23 protein-coding genes are annotated in these 21,488 nt (G+C 64.7%); 13 read left to right on the forward strand and 10 right to left on the reverse strand.

Annotated elements, in window-relative coordinates:
• The first annotated feature begins 106 nt into the window (after window positions 1-106).
• The 6 genes from dnaG (at window position 107) to SIN08_RS12610 (ending at window position 6,855) form a co-directional block, all read left to right on the forward strand.
• Window positions 107-2,020, forward strand: a complete 1,914-nt coding sequence (gene dnaG, locus SIN08_RS12585) for a DNA primase (RefSeq protein WP_322451918.1) — start codon at window positions 107-109, stop codon at window positions 2,018-2,020.
• Window positions 2,021-2,301: 281 nt separating this feature from the next.
• Window positions 2,302-4,308 (forward strand): RNA polymerase sigma factor RpoD, encoded by a 2,007-nt coding sequence (gene rpoD, locus SIN08_RS12590; protein ID WP_322451919.1) that lies wholly within the window; start codon window positions 2,302-2,304, stop codon window positions 4,306-4,308.
• Between the two features lie 162 nt (window positions 4,309-4,470).
• Complete coding sequence (locus SIN08_RS12595) at window positions 4,471-5,217, forward strand: carbonic anhydrase (RefSeq protein WP_322451920.1); 747 nt, start codon at window positions 4,471-4,473, stop codon at window positions 5,215-5,217.
• Window positions 5,218-5,376: 159 nt separating this feature from the next.
• Complete coding sequence (locus SIN08_RS12600) at window positions 5,377-5,670, forward strand: GYD domain-containing protein (protein WP_322451921.1); 294 nt, start codon at window positions 5,377-5,379, stop codon at window positions 5,668-5,670.
• A 110-nt stretch (window positions 5,671-5,780) separates the two neighbouring features.
• A complete protein-coding gene (locus SIN08_RS12605) occupies window positions 5,781-6,200 on the forward strand; it encodes a secondary thiamine-phosphate synthase enzyme YjbQ (protein WP_322451922.1) in 420 nt (139 codons plus the stop codon).
• 364 nt (window positions 6,201-6,564) lie between these two features.
• The gene (locus tag SIN08_RS12610) at window positions 6,565-6,855 is read left to right on the forward strand and encodes an HlyU family transcriptional regulator (protein ID WP_322451923.1); all 291 of its coding nucleotides are present in this window, start codon (window positions 6,565-6,567) and stop codon (window positions 6,853-6,855) included.
• Here SIN08_RS12610 and SIN08_RS12615 read toward each other — a convergent pair.
• Complete coding sequence (locus SIN08_RS12615) at window positions 6,821-7,453, reverse strand: TetR/AcrR family transcriptional regulator (protein ID WP_322451924.1); 633 nt, start codon at window positions 7,451-7,453, stop codon at window positions 6,821-6,823. The genes SIN08_RS12610 and SIN08_RS12615 overlap by 35 nt on opposite strands.
• Window positions 7,454-7,521: 68 nt before the next feature.
• Here SIN08_RS12615 and SIN08_RS12620 point away from each other — a divergent pair, with 68 nt between their 5' ends.
• Complete coding sequence (locus SIN08_RS12620) at window positions 7,522-7,953, forward strand: VOC family protein (protein WP_322451925.1); 432 nt, start codon at window positions 7,522-7,524, stop codon at window positions 7,951-7,953.
• A 139-nt stretch (window positions 7,954-8,092) separates the two neighbouring features.
• Here SIN08_RS12620 and SIN08_RS12625 read toward each other — a convergent pair whose 3' ends face one another.
• The 8 genes from SIN08_RS12625 to SIN08_RS12660 form a co-directional block, all read right to left on the reverse strand.
• Window positions 8,093-8,551 (reverse strand): FKBP-type peptidyl-prolyl cis-trans isomerase, encoded by a 459-nt coding sequence (locus SIN08_RS12625; RefSeq protein WP_322451926.1) that lies wholly within the window; start codon window positions 8,549-8,551, stop codon window positions 8,093-8,095.
• A 181-nt stretch (window positions 8,552-8,732) separates the two neighbouring features.
• Window positions 8,733-9,149, reverse strand: a complete 417-nt coding sequence (locus SIN08_RS12630) for a glyoxalase/bleomycin resistance/extradiol dioxygenase family protein (protein WP_322451927.1) — start codon at window positions 9,147-9,149, stop codon at window positions 8,733-8,735.
• Window positions 9,150-9,282: 133 nt separating this feature from the next.
• On the reverse strand, window positions 9,283-10,842 hold the full coding sequence (locus SIN08_RS12635) for an MFS transporter (protein ID WP_322451928.1): 1,560 nt from the start codon (window positions 10,840-10,842) through the stop codon (window positions 9,283-9,285).
• A gap of 138 nt (window positions 10,843-10,980) precedes the next feature.
• Complete coding sequence (locus SIN08_RS12640; RefSeq protein ID WP_322451929.1) at window positions 10,981-11,700, reverse strand: thioredoxin family protein; 720 nt, start codon at window positions 11,698-11,700, stop codon at window positions 10,981-10,983.
• An 18-nt stretch (window positions 11,701-11,718) separates the two neighbouring features.
• Window positions 11,719-12,132, reverse strand: a complete 414-nt coding sequence (locus tag SIN08_RS12645; RefSeq protein ID WP_322451930.1) for a YciI family protein — start codon at window positions 12,130-12,132, stop codon at window positions 11,719-11,721.
• An 80-nt stretch (window positions 12,133-12,212) separates the two neighbouring features.
• Window positions 12,213-12,569 (reverse strand): YciI family protein, encoded by a 357-nt coding sequence (locus SIN08_RS12650; protein ID WP_322451931.1) that lies wholly within the window; start codon window positions 12,567-12,569, stop codon window positions 12,213-12,215.
• Window positions 12,570-12,641: 72 nt separating this feature from the next.
• Window positions 12,642-13,907: an RNA polymerase sigma factor gene (locus tag SIN08_RS12655; protein WP_322451932.1), complete on the reverse strand. Its 1,266-nt coding sequence runs from the start codon at window positions 13,905-13,907 to the stop codon at window positions 12,642-12,644.
• The gene (locus tag SIN08_RS12660; protein WP_322451933.1) at window positions 13,904-14,290 is read right to left on the reverse strand and encodes a YciI family protein; all 387 of its coding nucleotides are present in this window, start codon (window positions 14,288-14,290) and stop codon (window positions 13,904-13,906) included. The genes SIN08_RS12655 and SIN08_RS12660 overlap by 4 nt, the downstream gene beginning before the upstream one ends.
• A gap of 148 nt (window positions 14,291-14,438) precedes the next feature.
• Between SIN08_RS12660 and pyrC the strand changes: the two genes are divergently transcribed.
• The 4 genes from pyrC (at window position 14,439) to SIN08_RS12680 (ending at window position 17,972) form a co-directional block, all read left to right on the forward strand.
• A complete protein-coding gene (pyrC, locus tag SIN08_RS12665) occupies window positions 14,439-15,488 on the forward strand; it encodes a dihydroorotase (RefSeq protein ID WP_322452159.1) in 1,050 nt (349 codons plus the stop codon).
• Between the two features lie 273 nt (window positions 15,489-15,761).
• Window positions 15,762-16,466: an orotate phosphoribosyltransferase gene (locus SIN08_RS12670; RefSeq protein ID WP_322451934.1), complete on the forward strand. Its 705-nt coding sequence runs from the start codon at window positions 15,762-15,764 to the stop codon at window positions 16,464-16,466.
• Window positions 16,467-16,568: 102 nt separating this feature from the next.
• Window positions 16,569-17,435, forward strand: coding sequence for an NAD(P)-dependent oxidoreductase (locus tag SIN08_RS12675; protein WP_322451935.1), 867 nt, complete (start codon window positions 16,569-16,571; stop codon window positions 17,433-17,435).
• Between the two features lie 312 nt (window positions 17,436-17,747).
• The gene (locus SIN08_RS12680; RefSeq protein WP_322451936.1) at window positions 17,748-17,972 is read left to right on the forward strand and encodes a DUF378 domain-containing protein; all 225 of its coding nucleotides are present in this window, start codon (window positions 17,748-17,750) and stop codon (window positions 17,970-17,972) included.
• 52 nt (window positions 17,973-18,024) lie between these two features.
• Here the strand turns inward: SIN08_RS12680 and SIN08_RS12685 are convergent, their stop codons facing one another.
• A complete protein-coding gene (locus SIN08_RS12685; protein WP_322452160.1) occupies window positions 18,025-18,831 on the reverse strand; it encodes a lytic transglycosylase domain-containing protein in 807 nt (268 codons plus the stop codon).
• Between the two features lie 329 nt (window positions 18,832-19,160).
• Here SIN08_RS12685 and SIN08_RS12690 point away from each other — a divergent pair, with 329 nt between their 5' ends.
• A complete protein-coding gene (locus SIN08_RS12690; protein ID WP_322451937.1) occupies window positions 19,161-19,661 on the forward strand; it encodes a TadE/TadG family type IV pilus assembly protein in 501 nt (166 codons plus the stop codon).
• On the forward strand, window positions 19,661-21,403 hold the full coding sequence (locus SIN08_RS12695) for a pilus assembly protein TadG-related protein (protein WP_322451938.1): 1,743 nt from the start codon (window positions 19,661-19,663) through the stop codon (window positions 21,401-21,403). Before SIN08_RS12690 ends, SIN08_RS12695 begins: the two co-directional genes overlap by 1 nt.
• Window positions 21,404-21,488: the final 85 nt, after the last annotated feature.

The raw sequence follows: 21,488 nt of genomic DNA on the forward strand, positions 1-21,488 counted from the left end.
TTCAAATCCGCAGATTCGGCCTGTGAACAGCGGGCATGACGGCCATCGGCGGGTCGCGGGGCGGCGCGAAGTCGAGTATAGGGTCGGGACGAGAGAACCATAGCCCATGCGTTTTTCCACCAGCTTCCTGGACGAGATTCGCGACCGCGTGCCTATTTCGCAGGTGGTGGGCACCCGTGTGACGTTCGACAAGCGCAAGACCAATGCCGCGCGTGGCGACTACTGGGCGTGCTGCCCCTTCCATGGCGAGAAGACGCCCAGCTTTCACTGCGAGGATCGCAAGGGGCGCTATCACTGCTTCGGCTGCGGGGTCTCGGGCGATCATTTCCGCTTCCTGACCGAGCTCGATGGCCTAAGCTTCCCCGAGGCGGTGGAGCGGGTGGCGGAGATGGCCGGCGTGCCGATGCCGGCGCGCGATCCCGAGGCCGAGAAGAAGGAAAAGGAGCGCGCCAGCCTCACCGACGTGATGGAGATGGCGGCGCGGTTCTTTCAGGACGGACTGCAGGGGCAGGCGGGGGCGGAGGCGCGCGCCTATTTGCGTGGACGCGGCATCTCCTCGGCGACGCAGCAGGCCTTCCGGCTCGGATACGCACCCGACAGCCGCAACGCGCTCAAGGAATATCTGGCCGGCAAGGGCGTGGCGAAGGAACAGATCGAAGCGTGCGGGCTGGTCGTCAGCGGACCGGATATTGCGGTCTCCTACGACCGGTTCCGCGGGCGCGTCATGTTTCCCATCGAAGATGCGCGCGGCCGCGTGATCGCGTTCGGCGGACGGGCGCTGTCGGCGGACGTGCCGGCGAAATACCTGAACTCTCCCGATACGGAGCTCTTCCACAAGGGCACCGTGCTCTACAATTACGCGCGGGCGCGAAAGGCGGCCCGAGACGACACGGTGATCGCCGTCGAAGGCTATATGGACGTCATCGCGCTCGCCCAGGCCGGCGTGGAGAACGCGGTGGCGCCGCTCGGCACGGCGCTGACGGAAAACCAGCTCGACCTTCTGTGGCGCATGACGGGCGAGCCGGTGCTGTGCTTCGACGGCGACGATGCCGGCCTGCGCGCGGCCTGGCGGGCGGCCGACATGGCCCTGCCCCTGGTCCGGGCGGGGCGGTCCCTCCGGTTTGCGCTTCTGCCGGAGGGCAGGGACCCCGACGATCTCGTGCGCGAGTCGGGTCGCCAGGCTTTCGACGCGCTGCTTGCCGAAGCGCGGCCGCTCGCCGACGTTATATGGATGCGCGAGACTGCCGGCCGGTCGTTCGACACGCCGGAGCGGCGGGCGGAACTCGAACAGAGGCTGCGCTCGCTCACCGGGCTCATCCGCGACGAGAGCGTGCGCCGGCACTATGCGCAGGCCTTGCGGGAGCGCGTGCAGGCCTTCTTCGGTGCCCCGCAGCAGGGGCGGCGCGGCGAACGGGGCGGCTATGCCGGCAGGCCGCAGGGCAGGCCCGGCGCTGCATCGGGCCGGCTGGCGGTTTCGGAGAGCCTGGCGCGGTCGTCGCTCTTGAAGTTCGGCGGCGGCATCATGCCTTTGCGCGAGGCCTCCATCATGGTCGCGCTGGTCAATCATCCCGCCCTGCTCGATCCCTATTTCGACGCGGTGGACCATTTGCATCTGGAAAGCCCGGACCTTTTGCGCCTGCGCAGCGCCATTCTTGACGCCGTTGCCAACGGCATGGCGCAGGATCGGCAAACGCTCATCGATGCGATCGCCGCCTCCGGCGCAGGGGATGTGCTGGAGCGGGCGGAAGCTCTGGTGCGGCGGGCCAATCATTGGCCGGCTCTGCCCGAGGCGGCGTTCGAGGATGCCCGCGAGGCCTTTCTGCAGGCTCTGCACTTGCACCGTAGCGCCGCGTTTCTACATAAGGAACTCAAAGCGGCCGAGCAGGCACTGGCCGAAGAACCGACCGACGGAAACTACCGGCATCTCGTGGAGATCCAGGCGGAGTTGCGAAACGTGCAGGCAACGGAAGCGCTCATCGAGGGCTTCGGGCTACTTTCGGGACGTACCGACCGCTCGTGAGGTGGGCGCAACGATGGACACATGATTCGCTTTTTTGGCGCGAATCATGGCACAGCGACTTGACCTCGGCCGGAATAGAAGGAATCAGGTTCGATTCGACGTGGAAGCCGCAGGGTCGGCACCGTGCAAGATTAGCGCATGACATGGACGGGCGGAAGATCCGCTATAAGTGTCAGGGTTAATTAGGCATTAACGCGGCGGCGGCTAGGGCCTGTTGTACACGCGAAAGCTGCGGCGTGGTCGGGCGTCCGGCGACCGGGACCGGTTGGAGAAGGCAAGGTATGGCGACGAAGGAAAAAGAAGAGGTCGAGACCGAACGCGAGGGCACTGACGGCCCGCTGCTGGATCTTTCGGACGACGCGGTCAAGAAGATGATCAAGGCCGCGAAGAAGCGCGGCTATGTGACCATGGACGAGCTGAACGCCGTCCTGCCCTCGGGCGAGGTGTCTTCCGAGCAGATCGAGGACACAATGGCGATGCTCTCGGACATGGGCATCAACGTCGTCGAGGACGAAGAGGTCGGCGAGGAAGGCGAGGTCACCGAGGTCGCCGAGGCGGAGGAAAGCACCGAGCTGGCCGAGCAGACCGGCACCGCCGTCGCCGCCACGGCCACCAAGAAGGAGCCGACGGACCGTACGGACGATCCCGTGCGCATGTATCTGCGCGAGATGGGCTCGGTGGAGCTTCTGTCGCGCGAGGGCGAGATCGCTATCGCCAAGCGCATCGAGGCCGGCCGCGAAACCATGATCGCGGGCCTCTGCGAAAGCCCGCTCACCTTCCAGGCGCTCATCATCTGGCGCGACGAGCTCAACGAAGGCAAGATCCTGCTGCGCGAGATCATTGATCTCGAAGCCACTTACGCCGGGCCGGAGGCCAAGCAGGCGCCGGTGGTGACGCGTCCTGCCGAAGAGGAGACGTCCGCCGAGCAGAAGCCGCAGCGCGGGCGCGACGACGATATCACCGATGTCGGCGGCGATGCCCAGGCGGACGAGGAGGACGACGAAGAAGACGAGGCGAATCTTTCGCTGGCCGCCATGGAGGCGGAGTTGAAGCCCGGCGTCATGGAGACGCTCGACTTCATCGCCGCCACTTATGGAAAACTGCGCAAGCTGCAGGACCAGCAGGTGGAAAGCCGGCTCGCCGACGGCGACAGCCTGTCGGCCGGCGAGGAGCGCCGCTACAAGCAGCTCAAGGACGAGCTCATCAAGGCGGTCAAGTCGCTCTCGCTTAACAACCAGCGCATCGAGACGCTGGTCGAGCAGCTCTACGACATCAACAAGCGCCTGGTTCAGAACGAGGGGCGTCTTTTGCGCCTTGCCGAGAGCTACGGCGTGAAGCGCGAGGACTTCCTCAAGGCCTATCAGGGATCCGAGCTCGATCCGAACTGGACCGAGATCGTGGCGGCGCTGCCGCAGCGGGGCTGGAAGGAGTTCACGAAGAGCGAGGCCGACACGATCGAGGCACTGCGCTCGGAAATCCAGAACCTGGCTCAGGAAACCGCGATTTCCATCGGCGAGTTCCGCCGCATCGTCAACCAGGTGCAGAAGGGCGAGCGCGAGGCGGCGATCGCCAAGAAGGAGATGGTGGAGGCCAATCTGCGCCTCGTGATCTCCATCGCCAAGAAGTACACGAATCGCGGCCTGCAGTTCCTGGATCTCATCCAGGAGGGCAATATCGGCCTGATGAAGGCGGTCGACAAGTTCGAGTACCGCCGCGGCTACAAGTTCTCCACCTATGCGACGTGGTGGATCCGGCAGGCGATCACCCGATCGATCGCCGACCAGGCACGTACGATCCGCATTCCGGTGCACATGATCGAGACGATCAACAAGATCGTGCGGACCTCGCGCCAGATGCTGCACGAGATCGGCCGGGAGCCGACGCCGGAGGAACTGGCGGAGAAGCTCGCCATGCCGCTCGAAAAAGTGCGCAAGGTGTTGAAGATCGCCAAGGAGCCGATCAGCCTCGAGACGCCGGTCGGCGACGAGGAGGATTCGCATCTCGGCGATTTCATCGAGGACAAGATGGCGGTGCTGCCGATCGATGCGGCGATCCAGGCCAATCTGCGCGAGACGACGACGCGGGTGCTGGCCTCGCTCACCCCGCGCGAGGAGCGGGTGCTTCGCATGCGCTTCGGCATCGGCATGAACACCGATCACACGCTCGAAGAGGTGGGCCAGCAGTTCTCGGTCACGCGGGAGCGCATCCGTCAGATCGAGGCGAAGGCGCTGAGGAAGCTGAAGCATCCCTCGCGCAGCCGCAAGCTGAGAAGCTTCCTCGACAGTTAATCGTGAACGATGGCTTCTGTCATTGAAGGCCGGGCCTGCGCCCGGCCTTTTTTGTGGCCGTTTTCGGTCGGAATGTCATATTTTTCCCGGATTGGATACTCATTCTGAATCTGTACATTTCATTTTCTATTTTTCAAAAGTATTCTATCAGGAGATATTATCATGATTCATAAGAAATTTATCGTGTATCTCTTCGGCATTTTCCTGTCTTCCGTTTGTGCATTGGCTGCTTCAGCGGAGCAGTGGGATTATACTGGCCGGGAAGGGCCCGAGCATTGGGCGGAACTCAACGGACATAACCTGCCCTGCTCATCCGGCTCGCAGCAGTCGCCCGTCGACATTGCCCAAACCATCGAGGCGGATTTGCCGAGCCTTCAGATCCGCTGGAAGAGCGGTGGCGGAACGATGGCCAACAACGGCCATACGATCCAGGTGGACCTCGCCGAGGGCGGCACGCTTATCAGGGGAGATGAACGTTTCCGGCTCAAGCAGTTCCACTTTCATGCGCCCAGCGAGCATCGCGTCGAGGGGAAAGCCTTTCCGATGGAGGTGCACTTCGTGCACGAGGACGAGGAAATCGGCATTCTGGGTGTGCTGAGCGTGTTTTTCGTGCCCGGCGAGGCCAACGGGGCCTTTGCCGACCTCGCTTCCGCCTTTCCCGCCCACGAAGGGGAGCAAGTGTCTCTTCACAAGGTCGAGTTGACGGGCCTTCTGCCGGATTCGCTCGACTACTGGCTCTATGAAGGGTCTCTGACCACGCCGCCCTGCAGCGAGGATGTCGAATGGATGATCGCGGTGGAGCCGATCGAGGTCGATGCGGCCGATATCGCCAGGTTCACGGCGCTCTATTCCCACAACGCCCGGCCAATCCGCGCGCCGAATCGCCGCTTTATCCTGCGCGCCGATTGACGGCACGCATGCTGGCGTTGTTTTCCGGCGCGACCGGTCCCCGTGCGCGGATATCTTGCAGCGCCGCCGCCCGGGGCGCATAGTTGGACGCAGCGGTGGGGCTTCATGGTCCGGCGCCGGCGGAATGCGCGAGTGTCACGGCGCCGGGGGAGGTGTGATGTGACCACTTATATCGTCCTCGTCAACTGGACCGAGCAGGGCATGCGGACCGTGCGCGAGTCGCCGCGGCGGCTGGACGACGCGAAGGCGCTGCTCAAGGAAATGGGCGGAGAGTTCAAGGCCTTCTACCTGACCATGGGTGATTGCGACATGGTCGCCGTTTGCGAGGCGCCCGACGATGCCGTCGCGGCGCGTTTCGCGCTGACGCTCGGCGCCGAAGGAAACGTGCGTACACGGACGTTGAAGGCCTTCCCGGAGGAGGCTTATCGCGAGATCATCCGGTCGCTTGGCTGAGAGTCCGCCTCGAAACTGATGAGGCCGGGCTACATGCCTCGGCCTGACCAATTCGCGATGGACTCTGCGGCGTGCTTGACAGGCCGGGCGCGCGGATGCACCACCGGGGCATGCGACAGACGATCCTCCCGGTTCCGACGTCCGGGCCCGGCCTTTACGAGTTTACGGAGGAAGCCGCCCGCTTCGTGCAGCAGGCCGGCGTGGACTTCGGTCTGCTGACGGTCTTCGTGCGGCATACCTCCTGCTCGCTGGTCATCCAGGAGAATGCGGACCCGGACGTGCGGCGCGACCTCGACGCCTTCTTTGACCGTCTCGTGCCGCCGTCGGACGATCCGTCGATGAACTGGGTCATCCACAGGATGGAGGGGCCGGACGACATGCCGGCGCACATCAAGGCGGCCCTGACGCAGACTTCCATCGGAATTCCGGTGTCGGAGGGGCGGATGACGCTTGGCACCTGGCAGGGCATCTACCTGTTCGAGCACCGTTCCCGGCCGCACCGGCGCGAGGTGGTGCTGCATCTGGGGTAGGGCGCTCGAGTTCCAACTGTGGCCGGTGTGGCGGCGCCGCACCTTTAGGCCGGGATTGGAGCGAACGCATGTTTTGTCAACGGCGCTCAACCTTAACCGCCGGCGACGTGTCGATGTTCAGGCATGGATCCTCGGGTCGGGGCCCGAGGATGACGAAGTGGAGAGGTCTTGCGCGCACAAAACTCCGACCCTGGCATTGATGCAAACGGCCCAGGAGCTTCAAGGAATTCGTCGGCCCCTTCCTGGCCAAGGAGGGCGGCGTCCTCGTTTTCGACTTCGCCGTTGAAGAAGAAACAGGGGCGCGCGGAACGCTGGTCGTGGCCGTGCTTGCGCGCTAGATTGGCTGGCCCAAGGGAGAAGAAGCATGTCATTTCTGAAACGGCTTTTCGGCGGTTCCGCGGGAGCAGAGGGCGGGGCGCCCGAAGTGGTCGGCGAGCCGGTCGCGCACAAGGGCTTCACCATCCGTGCCACGCCTTTTCCGCAGGACGGGCAGTACCAGACCTGCGGTATCATCTCCAAGGAGATCGACGGCGCGAGGAAGGAGCACAAGTTCATCCGCGCCGACCGCTTCCCGAGCGCCGATCTCGCCGCCGATCAGGCTGTGCGCAAGGGCAAGCAGATCATCGACGAGCAGGGCGAGGCGCTCTTCGGCTGAGGCCGGCGGCCGCGCCCAGGCTTTCGATCATGCCGGCAATCGTGCGGCGGTAATCCTGCGGATCAGCACCGGTCTCCTGCGCCAGCGCGGCACGGTCGTAGACGGCTGCAAGCAGCACCGTGAGCGGCTCGAGCGGGAGCGGCCGGATCGTCCCCGTTTCGATGGCGGCGGCGAGGCCTTCGCGCAATGTGCGGTTTCCGTGGCGATTGTCGATTTCGTCCATTGCCGCGCGGCCCAAGACGGCGGGACCGTCCAGCAGGAGAAGACGCGTGCGCCCCGGCGCGGCCATCGCTGCCAGAAAGGCGTTGCCACCCTCGATGAGCGCTTCGAGGGGATCGTGCAGGGTGTCGGCGCGGCGCTCGATTTCCGCCGCCACGGCTTGCGCCTCCCGCTCGACGACGGCCTGGAAGAGCGCCTGCTTGTCGGCGAAGTGATGATAGAGCGCGCCGCGCGTCAGGCCCGCCGCGGCGACGATCTCCGGCGTGCCCGTCTCGGCGTAGGTTTTGTCGATGAAAAGGCGCCGCGCGGCCGCGATCAGCTTTTCGCGGGTCGATTGCGAACGCTCCCGGTTCGAGCGGCGAGGAGGATCCTGTTGCATACATGCAGCCTGTATGTTATTTCAGATTACATGCAGAGTGTATGTTTCTTGAACCAGGAAGAAAAGCCATGAAGAGCACCAGCTATTATCCCGTCATCATGACGGACGACGTGAGCGCGACCGCCGCCTTCTACTGCAGCCATTTCGGCTTTGCCCCGCTCTTTGAGAGCGACTGGTACGTGCATCTGCAGTCGCGCGAGGACGAGACGGTCAATCTCGCCGTGCTCGACGGCCGGCACGAGACCGTGCCCGAGGCGGCGCGGGGCCGGGTCTCGGGCCTGATCCTGAATTTCGAGGTGGAGGACGCGGACGGGGAATATGCGCGGGTAAAGGCGGCGGGCCTGCCCATCCTGCAGGAATTGCGGGACGAGGCGTTCGGGCAGCGTCACTTCATCACGAGCGACCCGAACGGCGTCCTGATCGATGTCATCAAACCGATCCCGCCGACGGCGGAATTCGCCGCCCAGTACGAGGACGGCGCCTTGCCGAGGCAGGACTGAAACAGTTGCGGGAAGGGATGCCGGTTATCCGTCCGAAGCCACGCGACATCGAACGCTCAGATCATTTCGTTGTCTCGGCGAAACGGTGAAATGATCCGAGCCCGTCCGGCAAGGTGCCGGAGGCCGGAGGGCAGGCGGGCTACTGCCCGAACTTCTGCCCCTGTTCGGAACCGACGATCTCGACCAGTTCCAGATCGAACACGAGGTCGCGTCCCGCCAGCGGGTGGTTGGCGTCGACGGTCACCTCCTGGTCGTCCATCTCCACCACGGTGAGCGGAATCTGGCGTCCGTCCTGGGTGGTGGCCTGGAGGCTGGCGCCGATCTTCAGGTCGAGGTCGTCCGGAAACGCGGTGCGCGGTACCGTCTGTACCTGGCGCTCGTCGCGCGGGCCGTAGGCCTCGTCGGCAGGGATCGTAACGGTCGACTTCTCGCCGGTTTCCATGCCCTCGACACTCTTCTCAAGACCGGGGATGATCTGTCCGCCGCCGAGCTGAAACTCCAGAGGGTCGCGACCCTCGGAGGAATCGAATTCCGTGCCGTCCGTCAGCTTTCCCTTGTAATGGACGCGGACGACGTCGCCCGTCTTCGCCTGGCTCATATGGGGCTCTCAATCGTTTTCGGGTGACAATCTGGCGCGGGTCCTCGCTTTCTCGCAACCATCCGCACCGACGAAAAGGCCGCGTCATACGTTCGCCGCAGCCTCTCCGGAGAAAAGTAGGACATGTGTGTGAGATGTAAACCCCTTGCGGAACGTAATTTTCCGCCGGCAGGTCCCGCCGTTATTTGCCGACGATGGCCCAGCGCACGCCGAAGGGGTCGCGCACCTCTCCGTAACGGTCGCCCCAGAACATCTTCTCCAATGGCATCGTCACCTCCATGCCTTCGGCGGTGGAGGCGCGTTTCCACCAGAAATCCACGTCGTCGACGCAAAGCGTGAGCGAGAAGCCCGCCGGCTGTTCGATCTTGTGGCCGTATTCGGGATAGGGATCGCTCATCATCAGCGAACCGCCGTTGATGTAGAGATGGAGGTGCATTGTGCGCCCCTTTTCGTCCACGGGATGACGGGCGACTTCCTTCGCGCCGAAGGCCTTTTCATAGACCTCCGCCGCCCTTGTCGTGCCGTCGACCATCAGATAGGCGATGACGCCTCCGCGCGGTTCGCCGGTTTCTCCGGGCGCCAGTTCAATTGCCGACATTTTTTCTCTCCTTGTTGGACCTGAGCCGTTCGGGCTTGGGCAAAGGACGCGGGGGGCGGGAGAAATCCGACAGCGGTGCGGATTTTCTCGCATGCAAAAACTGCGCCGGATATCCCGCCGGCGCGCGGCAAGATCAGGCGACGGTAGCGGGCAGGGATTCCTCGCCTTCGCTATCGGGCGTGCCGGCCCGCCGGAGAATGCCGAGGATCAGCACCGCCGTCAGGACGGCAATCGCCGCACTGATGAGCGAGGCGAGCACCAGGCCGCTGGTGAAGGCCTCGCGCGCGACCGCCAGGAGGGGAGTGCCGACGGTTTCCGGCAACTGGCCGGCGATGGCGCGCGCGCCGCCCAGCGTGTCGCGCGCCGCCTCGACAAGGGGCTCGGGAACGCCGCTTAAGGAATCGGCCTGCATCGTCTTGCGGTAGACAGCCGTGACGATGCTGCCCAGGACCGCTATGCCGAGCGCGCCGCCGAGTTCCGCGCCCGTCTCGGAGATGGCGGATGCGGCACCGGCGCGTTCGGGCGGCGCCGCGCCGACGATGAGATCCGTCGTGAGCGTGAAGACCGGCGCCAGGCCGATCGAAAAGATGGTCATCGCGACGACCAGCGCGACCAGACCTTCGTCGAGCGCGGCCCACGCGACGGCGGCGAAGCCGATCGCGGCGACCAGGAGCCCGGCCGCCATCACCGTGGCCGGCCGTGCAAGCGCCGTGAGCTTGCCCGTCAGCATCGAGCCGACGACAAAGGCGAGGGCGGAGGGCAACGACCAGAGCCCGGCTTCGAGCGGAGAAAGCCCGAGCACCAGCTGCAGGTACTGTGCGACGAAGAGGAACGAACCGAAGGCGACGAAGAGGCTCAGGATGTTGGTAAGCAGGGCGACGTTGAAAGCCGGCCTGCGGAACAGGGCGAGATCGATCAGCGGATCGGCGAGGCGCTTCTGCCGGCGCGCAAAAATGGTGCCGAGCACAAGGCCGGCCAGGACAAAGAGGAAGGCCTCGGTTCCGGGGCCGTGCTCGGCCATCCGCTTCACGCCGTAGATGACGGCGAGCACGGCGGCGAGCGACAGGACGGCGCTTCGGATGTCGAGCCTGCCGGCTTGCGGATCGCGGAACTCCGGCAGCAGGATAGGCGCCAGGACGAGCAGCAGCACCATCACCGGAACGGCGATGAGAAAGACCGATCCCCACCAGAAATAGGCCAGCAGAATGCCGCCGATGATGGGGCCGACCGCCGCGCCGGCGGAATAGCTGGCGATCCATACGCCGATGGCGAAGGTGCGCTCCTTCGGGTCGTGAAACATGTTGCGCAGGAGCGAGAGTGTGGAAGGGGCGAGCGTCGCCGCGGCGATGCCCAGGGTGGCGCGGGCCGCGATCAGCATCTCGGCGCTGGTGGCGAAGGCGGCGAAGACGGACGCCAGGCCGAAGGCCGTGGCGCCGATCAGAAGCAGCCTGCGCCGGCCGATGCGGTCTCCCAGGGTGCCCATGGTGACCAGCGCGCCGGCGACCATGAACCCGTAGATGTCGACGATCCACAGAAGCTGGGCGCTCGAAGGCTTGAGGTCCTCGCTCAAGGCCGGGACGGCCAGATTGAGCACGGTCATGTCCATGGAATAGAGGATGCAGGGCAGCGCCAGGATGGCCAGGCCGATCCACTCGCGCCGGCCCGCGCGGGGCATCTCCGGAGCTTTGTTCATTGCAAAGTCCTCTCAGTCGAGCCGGGGCCGGCGGCCGCTCGGCGCAGCAAAATCGGATGGTTTGGAACGGCCGCCGGTCAGGAGGGCGGCGGCCGATCACCGCAATTCTTTTCGCACAGTTCTCCTGTCAACCTCGTGTCAGGAGGCTCTGGGCTCCTCGGCCGGGTATTCGTCGTGACGATGTATCCAGTCGAGCGGCGACTTTTCATTGCGGCCGACGGGCGTGAGATCGAGATACATCAGCGCACCCAGAACCTCCTCACCGCCGCGCGCGAAGGTCGAGTAGGTGTGAAACACCGCGCCTTCGGCATCCTTCAAGAAAACGCTCATGCCCGGAAGATCCTCGACGCCGGGATCCTCCTTGAGAGGCTCGAAATTGTAGAAGGCCTTGCCGGTCTCGATGTCCTCCTTCCGGAATGAGACCTGGAAGTCGTAGTTGAAGTCGCTTCGCCCGGAAGAGACCCAGGGGAAGGTCCAGCCCATGCGCTCGCGGTAGGCCTCGATCTTCTCGATCGGCGCGCGGGAGACGGCGACGAAGGTCACGTCCTTGTGCAGGAAGTGCTGCCGGGCGCTGTCGACATGATCGGCCTCGAAGGAGCAGCCGGGGCAGCCGGCCTCCCAGTCCGGTGGAAACATGAAGTGCTGGACGATGAGCTGGCTGCGGCCTTCGAAAAGGTCGGCCAGCGTCTTGGACCCCGCGGGCGTGTCGAAGACGTAGTTCTTGTCGATCCTGACCCAGGGCAGGGCACGGCGCGCCTCGGCGATCTCGTCGCGCAGGCGATAGGCTTCCTTTTCCCTTTCCAGGAGCGCCTTGCGGGCGGCGAGCCATTCTTGGCGGGAAACGACCTGATTGTGCATTGTCTCCTCCTGTGGTGATCAGCCGGTTTGACCGCCCGAGGACGGGCGAGCGGCTGGCTCTCCGACATTTTCGGGCACCTCGTTCTCGAATTCCTCCACGGCACGGACCTCCACGGTGCTGTCGTCCAGCATGGGCAGCCCCGCGGCCAGGGCGATCGCTTCTTCCCTGTCCCTGGCCTCGATGAGAAGGAAGCCCAGCAACTGCTCCTTGGTCTCGGCAAAGGGACCGTCGGTGTTGACGACCTTGCCGCTCTGCTTGCGCAGCACGGTTGCCTGCGAGGACCATTCGAGGCCATGGGAGAGGATGAAGTGGCCGCTGCGCTTGAGCGCAGCCTCGTATTCGTCGGCCTTGTGGAGGCATTCCCACATATCCTCCTCCTGCCAGGACTTCATGGCCGATTGGTCGGTATGGATCAGGAAGGCATAGCGCATTCGTTTGCTCCTTCTTCGCGTTGTGCACGCGAAGGACGATCACGCCGACGCGGCTCCGACATTTTTTTGGCGGGGCGGACCTATTCGCCTTCGAGCAGGTGGATGGCGCGCAATTCGATATGGCCGTGCTCGACCATCGGCACCCTGGAAGCAAGGGCGACCGCCTCTTGACGGTCATCCGCCTCGATCAGAAGAAAGCCCAGCAACTGCTCCTTCGTTTCCGAATAGGGACCGTCGGTCGCCACGACCTGGCCGCCCTTGGTGCGCAAGGCGGTCGTGAAGGCGGGCGATTCCAGCGCGTGCGCGACGACCAGATGGCCGCCGCTTTCGAGGACCCTGTCATAATCGAGGGAATCGCGGGTGAGCTTCAGGCTGTCTTCGTCCGACAGAGCCTGAAGCTCCGCTTCGTCGCCATAGACCAGGCATACATATCGCATGGTGTTCTCCTTAAGACAGGGACTATGCGACCGCAGGACGCACGGGCGACGTGCGCATCCGACATTTTTTGTCTAACTCGCCGCCATGTTCGCCTCGCCGTCGCCTGTCAGCCGGTCGATATGCTGGCGGATGTGGGCGGCCTCGGCCGGGGTGCGGGCGAGGGCAATGGCGCGGTCGAAGGCGGTGCGCGCCTCGGCGTCGCGGCCGAGATCCTTGAGAAGCGCGCCGCGCACGCCGTGGAAATAGAAGTAGCCGGAGAGTCGGTCGGCGAGCGGCTCGATGAGCAGAAGGGCTGCCTGTGCCCCCTGGGCCTTGAACACCGCGACGGCGCGGTTCAGCCTGACGATGGGGGAGGGCTGGAAACGCTCCAGCATCTGATAGAGGAGATTGATCTCCTGCCAGTCGGTTTCCTCGGGCGTGGCGGCGCGCGCATGGAGGGCGGCGACCGCGGCCTGGATCTGGTAGGGACCCGGCTGGCGGTGGCGCATTGCCTTGTCGACGAGCGCCAGCCCTTCGGCGATCTTGTCGCGGTTCCAGAGGCTCCTGTCCTGGTCCTCCAGGAGCACGATGTTGCCATCGGCGTCGAGCCGTGCGGCCGAGCGCGCGTGCTGGAGCAGCATGAGCGCGAGCAGGCCCATGATCTCGGGTTCGGCGGGGAAGAGGCGCAGGAGCAGGCGGGCGAGCCGGATCGCCTCTTCGCACAGCGGCGTGCGCACATGCACCTCGCCGCTGCTGGCCGAATAGCCCTCGTTGAAGATCAGGTAGATCATGGCCGCAACGGCCGCCACCCGCTCGGCCCGCTCGGCCGCGCCCGGCGCTCCGAAGGGAACGTCGGCGGCGGTGACGCGGCGCTTGGCCCGGGTGATACGCTGCTCCATGGCCTTTTCGTTGACCAGGAAGGCGCTGGCGATCTCGCGTACCGACAGGCCGCAGACGATGCGCAGGGCCAGCGCGATCTGCTGGGTCGCCGGCAGGTCGGGATGGCAGCAGATGAACATCAGCCGCAGGATGTCGTCGCGGTAGTGCGCGTCGTCGAGCCGCTCGGCCATGTCGGCTTCGGCGTCGTCCAGGTCGGAAATGGCCCTGTCCTCGGGCAGGGCCGTGTTGCGGCTGTCGCGGCGCACCGTATCGAGCGCGGCGTTGCGGCCGACGAAGATGAGCCAGGCCGCGGGGTCGCGCGGCGGCCCCTTGACCGGCCAGGTCTTGATGGCGCGCAGGCAGGCCTCCTGGAACGCCTCCTCCGCCCGGTCGAGATCGCGGAAATAGCGCAGGAGCGCGCCCATGGCCTGCGGGCGGGCACCGGTCAGCGCCGTCTCGATCCAGGCAATATCCGTCATGTTCCTACTTTGACTTCCTCGGGCAATACGCCCTTCTCGAAAATTTGCATCGGCCGGATCTCGAAGGTGCAGGTTTCGCCTTCCTTCAGCCGGTTGGCGAAATCGACGACCTCGTCGAGATTGGCGCAATCGACGATGTAGAGGCCGAGAAGCTGCTCCTTCGTTTCGGCAAACGGACCGTCGAGGACCAGTTGCTCGTCGCCGGAGGTGCGCAGCGTCGTGGCGGCCGAGGTCGGCATCAGGCGGATCGCCGGGCCCATCTTGCCCTTTTCGACGAATTCCTTCTGGATGCGGCGGCGCTTGGCGAGCACCGCGTCGTCCTCCTCCTTCGACCAGGAATTGACCACGTCCTCGTCGTGGTAGCACAGAATGGCATAAAGCATTGACTGACCTCGTTCGTTTGCAAGACGGCCGACAATGCCTCAAGCCGACAGGTGCGGTCGAGATTTTTGTCACGAGGGCCGGGGAGGGCGCGTCCGAGCGCTTTGGCCTTGCATGGGCGCCGAATCCGGCTATCTAGTCGGCTCCGATATGAAGACGCTCACCATCCGCCAGCCGGACGACTGGCATCTCCACCTGCGCGACGGCGCCGTGCTCCAGGCGGTGGCGCCGTGGTCGGCGGCGCATTTTTCCCGCGCCATCATCATGCCCAACCTCGTGCCGCCCGTCGTCACCAGCGCAGACGCGGCGGCCTATCGCGAGCGGATCCTGGGCGCCCTGCCGGAGGGAAGCGGTTTCACACCCTTGATGACGCTTTACCTTACCGAGGCCAGCCAAGCCGATGATATCGAATCGGGTTTTCGCAACGGGCTGGTGACGGCGGTGAAGCTTTATCCGGCCGGGGCGACGACCAATTCGCAGAGCGGGGTGCGCGACGTCGAGGCGGTCTATCCCGTGCTGGAGCGTATGGCGAAGATCGGCATGCCGCTTTGCGTGCACGGCGAAGTGACGGATCCCGAGATCGACATTTTCGACCGCGAGGCGGTGTTCATCGAGCGTGTGCTTGCGCCGTTGCGCCGGCGGATCCCGGAGCTGCGGATCGTGATGGAGCATGTGACGACCAAGGACGGCGTCGATTTCGTGCGCGGGGCGGGCGAGAATATCGGCGCCACCATCACCACGCACCACCTCATCATCAACCGCAACGCCATCCTGGCGGGCGGCATCCGCCCGCATTACTACTGCCTGCCGGTGGCCAAGCGCGAAAAGCACAGGTTGGCCCTGCGCGAAGCGGCAATTTCGGGCGAGGGGCGGTTCTTCCTGGGGACGGATTCGGCGCCGCATGTCGATCCTTTGAAGGAATCCGCCTGCGGCTGCGCGGGCGTCTTCAACGCGCCCAACACGATGGCCTGCCTCGCCCATGTGTTCGAGGAGGAGAACGCGCTCGACCGGCTGGAGGCCTTCACTTCGCTCAACGGGCCGGCCTTCTACCGCCTGCCGCCGAACGAGAAGCGAATCCGCCTCGTGCGGTCCGACGAGCCGGTGGAATATCAGCGCAAGATCAGGGCCGGACAGGACGAGATCACCGTCTTCGATCCGATGTTTCCCATCCACTGGAAAGACGAGGACGACGCTTCCTAGAAGTATTGCAGTTGTGCGTTGGAAATGAGAACAGTCGCGCCCGAGAACGGGTATGCCCCCGTCATCCCGGAAGCCGGAGCGAAGCGGAGGCTGTCCGGGATCCATTCCGGAACATGGACGAGTCACGGAATGGATCCCGGCTCGCGGTCGCTGGCGCTCCCTTGGCCGGGATGACGGCCGGAACGAATGGGGCGCGGCGGTGAATTCGTACCGTGAACCTAGCGGGCCTCGCCCTGCTAGCGAGAAAATATCATAACAGGGAGCCTGCCGCCCATGTTCGCCAATACCTTTCCCGACAAGGCGCTGATCGCCGAGACCGTCGCGAAGATGCTTCTGGAGATCGAGGCCGTCCACATCCGTGCCGACGAGCCTTTCACCTTCACCTCGGGGCTGGCCAGCCCGGTCTATATCGACTGCCGCAAGCTAATCTCCTATCCGCGGATCCGCTCGGCGGCGATCGATTTCGGCGCCTCCGTCATCCTGCGTGATGCCGGTTTCGAGCAGTTCGACGCGGTGGCCGGGGGCGAGACGGCCGGCATTCCCTTCGCGGCGTGGCTTTCCGACCGGCTGGGCCTGCCCATGCTCTACGTGCGCAAGAAGCCCAAGGGCTTTGGCCGCAACGCGCAGATCGAGGGCAATCTGGCGGAAGGTGCGCGGGTGCTTCTGGTGGAGGACCTGACCACAGACGGCGGCAGCAAGCTGAAATTCGCCGAGGCCGTGCGCGCGGCGGGCGCCACTGTGACCGATACCTTCGCCGTCTTCTATTACGGCATCTTCCCCGACACGCCGGACAGGCTGAAGGCGGCGGGCATGCGGCTCCACTACCTCACCACGTGGTGGGACATTCTTGAGGTGTGCCGGAAGGAAGGCCGCTTCGGTGATGCGGCACTGGACCAGGCGGAGAGTTTCCTCAAGGCGCCGCTCGAATGGTCGGCCGCGCATGGCGGTATCGCGGAATTGCCGAAGGCGTCTGATTGACGTTGACGTAAAAGCCGTTAAGCTCCGTCATCGAAGGCGAGGAAAGGCACGCGGGTAGGCGCGCGCCGGCCTTGCACTCGCGGTTCCGTCTTGGAGGATACGATGTCGCTTGCGGGCAAGACGCTTTTCATCTCCGGCGGCAGCCGGGGCATCGGCCTGGCGATCGCGCTTCGGGCCGCGCGCGACGGGGCCAACGTGACGATCGCCGCCAAGACGGACAGGCCGCATCCCAAGCTGCCGGGCACCATCCATACGGCGGCGGAAGAGATCGAGGCGGCCGGGGGCAGGGCGCTGGCGGTTGTCTGCGATATCCGCGAGGAGGCGCAGGTGGAGCGCGCCGTGGCGGCCACGGTGGACGCTTTCGGCGGCATCGACATCTGCGTCAACAATGCGAGCGCCATCCAGCTCACCGGAACGCTGGAGACGCGGATGAAGCGTTTCGACCTGATGCATGAGGTGAATGCGCGCGGCACCTTCCTCGTGTCGAAGTGCTGCATCCCGCACCTGAAGAAGGCGCAGAACCCGCATATTCTCACGCTATCGCCGCCGCTCGACATGCAGGCGAAGTGGTTCAAGAATCACGTCGCCTACACCATGGCCAAGTTCGGCATGTCCATGTGCACGCTGGGCATGAGCGCGGAATTCGCCGAAGACGGCATCGCCGTCAATTCGCTGTGGCCGCTGACGGCCATCGACACGGCGGCGGTGCGCAACGTTCTCGGCGGCGAGGCGCTGGCGCGGATAAGCCGCTCGCCGGAAATCGTGGCCGACGCCGCCCATGCGATCCTTTCCCGGCCCGCGCGCGAGACCACCGGCAATTTCTTCATTGACGAACGCGTGTTGCGCGCGGCGGGTGTCAGCGACTTCTCCCGATACGCGCCGGATGCCACGGGACCGCTCGCCGGCGACTTCTTCGTGCCGGACGCGGTTCTGGAAGAGACGGATACCGAGGTTCGGCCGATCGGCTGAGGCGTGTTCAAAGGTGGGAGGAACGGTCGGCAAGCCCACTGCGACTTTTTTCCGTGGGCGTCATCCCGGCCGAACGGAGCGAATGCATTCCGAGATGCCTTGGCCTGGCGCGAACCGTTCCGGAATGGATCCCGGACAGCCTGCGCTGTCGCTCCGGCTTCCGGGATGACGCCCGTGGCGGGTGTGACCCGTCCTCTTTTCGTTCCGCCAGCTTGGCTGTCTTAGGCACGGCCCCCTTGCGCAACGCGTGCGGGAACTCCAGACGCGGATATGCGTTGAAAGCGTATCTGGAAAACCTGGGAGGGTTGTCCAATGCGTGCGATGAATATCATCACCCTTCTGCTCATCATCGTCGGCGGCTTGAACTGGCTGCTCATCGGCCTGTTCCAACTCGACCTCGTCGCGGCGATCTTCGGCGGCCAGGCGGCGCTTCTTTCCCGGATCATCTACATCCTGGTGGGACTGTCGGCGCTCTGGCAGCTTATGCCGCTGGTCAAATCCTTCAGCGAGGACGAGGCCGTCGCACAACGGCATTGAGCCGTGATCCCGTCCGGCGGGCGCTTGCGCCCGCCGGATGTCCGATTGCCTTTCAGCGATTTCGCAACACGATGCAGGAGCCGCCTGCGCCCCGCAGCCGGCCACAAATCTCGTCGGCATCCGCGCGGCTGTTGGCGCCGATCCTGACGGCATAGATCCCGCGCCGCCCGCGCGGCGAGCGCATGCGGCTCACGACGGGCTCATGGCCCGCCAACAACGCCTGGTGGCGCGTCCGCAACCGCTCCCATTGCCGGACTGCGACGTCGCGGCGGAAATGGCCGGCCACCTGGATGCCCCACGGTTTCACCGGCACGTTCGCCATGGCGATGGTGACCGCGCCGGACGCGGGGAGGTCGCGGCAAGCCTCGTCAAAAGGCGTATGGGGCTTGAGCGGCGGAATCGTGTGCGAGTGGGTTCCCTCGGCGAAGCGGTCTGCCGGCTCGCCGAGAATGTCGAGCACGAAGTCTTCCGTTTCAAGCGGCAGGAAACCGCCTGCGGAGAGCCAGCGCGAAACCCGTCCCTCGCCGGCATTGTAGGCGGCCGCCGCCAGGCCCAGATTGCCGTATTTCTTCGCCAGGTCCGCGAGATAGGCCGCCGAGGCTGGGATCGCCTGGCCGATGTCGAACGCATCCTTCAGGCCGCGCAGGGCGGCGGTTCCCGGCATGAATTGAGCAATCCCTTCCGCGCCCTTGGGGCTTACGGCGTTCGGGTCGAACCGGCTTTCCTTCCAGATCAGCCGCGCCAGAAAATCCGCCGGCAGCGCGTTGCGCTTGGCGTGGGACTCTATGAGATTGCACACGCGATCGATGAGTGCAGTCCGCTCGAGCTTTTCGGCGGCGGCGGGGACCGCCGTGAGCATCAGACAGAGAATGAGGCCCAGGCAAAGGCGCATCGCCGCCGGGAGGCAGTGCGGGCATTCGGGTTTTGCCGCAGGCTGGGTGGTGACGTTGCGCATCGTGCCCTCTCTGCCGTCTACCCCGAGCTCTGCCGCGTGGCGGCGGCCAAAACCGGATGCGAAGCTCCGCATCTGAATATTGCCTTTTCATACAAAGCGAAGCTCAACCTTCTAGGTATGTTAACCGACTTTGGAAGAAGTATTCAACGTAAGTGCGTGATTCACATTCTGTTTCTTTAATATATGTGCGCATCATGCGCAGAGAATCTGCAGTTTCATCCAGGAGGGGCGGTATGGATGGAAAGTACACGGTAGACAAAGCTAATTCTAGATTTGGATACTCAAGTTTAAATCCGGGTCGTGTGTTTCGCGGGCGGATGCCGGTTGCCTTCGTGCGTTCGGAGGCCGGCGTCTCTGCGATAGAGTTTGCACTGATCGCGCCGGTCTTTCTGTTTCTGTTCATGGGAATGATCGCCTACGGCATCTATTTCGGGGCGATGCATTCCATGCAGCAACTGGCCGCAGACGCGGCGCGCGCGTCCATTCCGGGCCTGGACGAAACGGAAAGGACGTTGCTCGCGCGGCGCTTCATCGAAGATCATTCGAGCGGATATCCCTTCATCACCGCGGACCGGATCGCGGTGGACGTGGCCGATTCCGCGGACGGAACCCAGTTCGTCGTTTCTCTTCAATATGATGCCGGTGATCTTCCCATCTGGGGGCTTTGGGACGGGTTGTCGCTGCCGGGCAAGGTGATCGAGCGCGCATCGACCATTCGGATCGGGGGCATCTGATGACGTACCGTGTTTTCTTCTACAGGCGCCTGATTTCGCGGTGGCTCACGGATCGGGGAGGCAGCATCGCGGTCATGAGCGCGCTTATGATGACCCTGGTCTTCATGGCTGCCGCGATCGCGATCGATTTCGGCTCCCTGTATTTCGAACGCCGGGAAGCCCAGGCGCTGACGGATCTCGCCGCCATCACCGCGGCAGGCAATCTGGACAAGGCGGAAGCTGCCGCGGTTCTGGCCATGAACGACAACGGCCAGGACGGTGTCTCGGCGGGCGAAGATGAATCGGGCGAGGAACCGGACGAGATCGTCGTGTCGGACGCGGCACCGAGGCTGGAGGTGGAGACCGGGCGGTATGTGGCCGATCCGGCGGTGGATCCGGCGGTGCGGTTCACCGCGAACGCGACGCCGGCCAATGCCGCCCGGGTGACCTACACGAAGACGGGCGCGCTGCACTTCGCCCATTTTCTGATGGACCCGCCTTCGATGCGGACCACGGCGATCGCAGCCACGACGGAAGAGGCGGCCTTTTCGGTCGGCTCGCGGCTCGCCAGCCTCGATGAAGGCGTACTCAACAATCTGCTCGGGGCTCTGCTTGGCGCGAATGTCTCGCTGAAGGCGATGGACTATCGCGCCCTGGCGGATGCCGATGTGGAGGTGCTGTCTTTTCTGGACGCGCTTGCCGCCGAGATCGACCTGACAGCCGGCACGTACAACGACGTGATCGCGGCGGAAGCGGCGATCGGCGACATCTTGCGCGCGCTGTCGGTTGCCGCCGGTCAAAACCAGGATGCGCGTCTCGCATTGCTCGCCCTGGCGAATGCTCCCGGACTGGCGAACCTGCACGTGCCCATGGGCAAGCTGCTCGACATCGGCAGTCTCGGCCAGCTCGCGCTGGGCGAGCGGACTGCCGGCCTCGAAGCGGTCGTGGGCGTCATGGACCTGCTCGGGGCGAGCGCGGCGGTGGCAAATCACGACACACTGGTCGATATGGCCAGCACACTGGATCTTCCCGGCCTAGCGTCCTTCACGCTCGACATCGCCATCGGCGAGCCGCCGCAGGGTTTGCCGTGGTTCGCCGTCGGTGAAGCCGGCAAGATCGTGCGCACGGCGCAGACGCGGCTTTTCCTGAACATCGAAGTCGAAGGACCGGGAGGGACGCTCGGTGAAGTAATCCGGCTGCCGCTTTACCTCGAAGTCGCCTATGCCGAGGCCAAGCTGGATGGGATCTCGTGCTCCCGGGGCGAGGTGACGGGCGTGGCCATCGATGCCCGGCCGGGGATCGTCGAGGCGTGGGTCGGGGAGATCGATCCGGACCAGCTCAGATATTTCGACGCGAGACCCGCCTTGCGTCCGGCGAAGCTCGTCGATTTGAAAGTGGTCCGGATCACCGGAGAAGCACATGCCGTTTCGGGCAACCGCTTTCCGACACGGCTGGATTTCAGCCGTGCCGAGATCGACAGCGGTGCCGTTAGAAGCGTTCACACGCACGATATCGCGCAGCCGCTGGTCCGCTCCCTCCTGAAGGACCTCGATCTGGATGTGGACCTCAAGCTCGGGCCGCTTCAACTCGGTCTCTCGTCCCCGGACCTTCTCGCGGACACGCTGGCTGAGATACTCGGTGAAGTGGCCGGTCCTTTGGACACTCTGCTGTCCACGCTCCTCACCACACTCGGCGTGAAGGTCGGCGAGGCGGATGTCCGGGTGACGGGCGCCGCGTGCGGCAGGGCCGTTCTCGTGAACTGAGGCCGCCTGCGGTCGCCGGCCGCCGCCAGCAAAGCCGTTCCACAGGTGCCCGCCGGAACATCCGGACCCCGTGCGCGTTCAACGC

This window comes from Chelativorans sp. M5D2P16 (genome assembly GCF_034427935.1).
GTDB lineage: Bacteria > Pseudomonadota > Alphaproteobacteria > Rhizobiales > Rhizobiaceae > Chelativorans.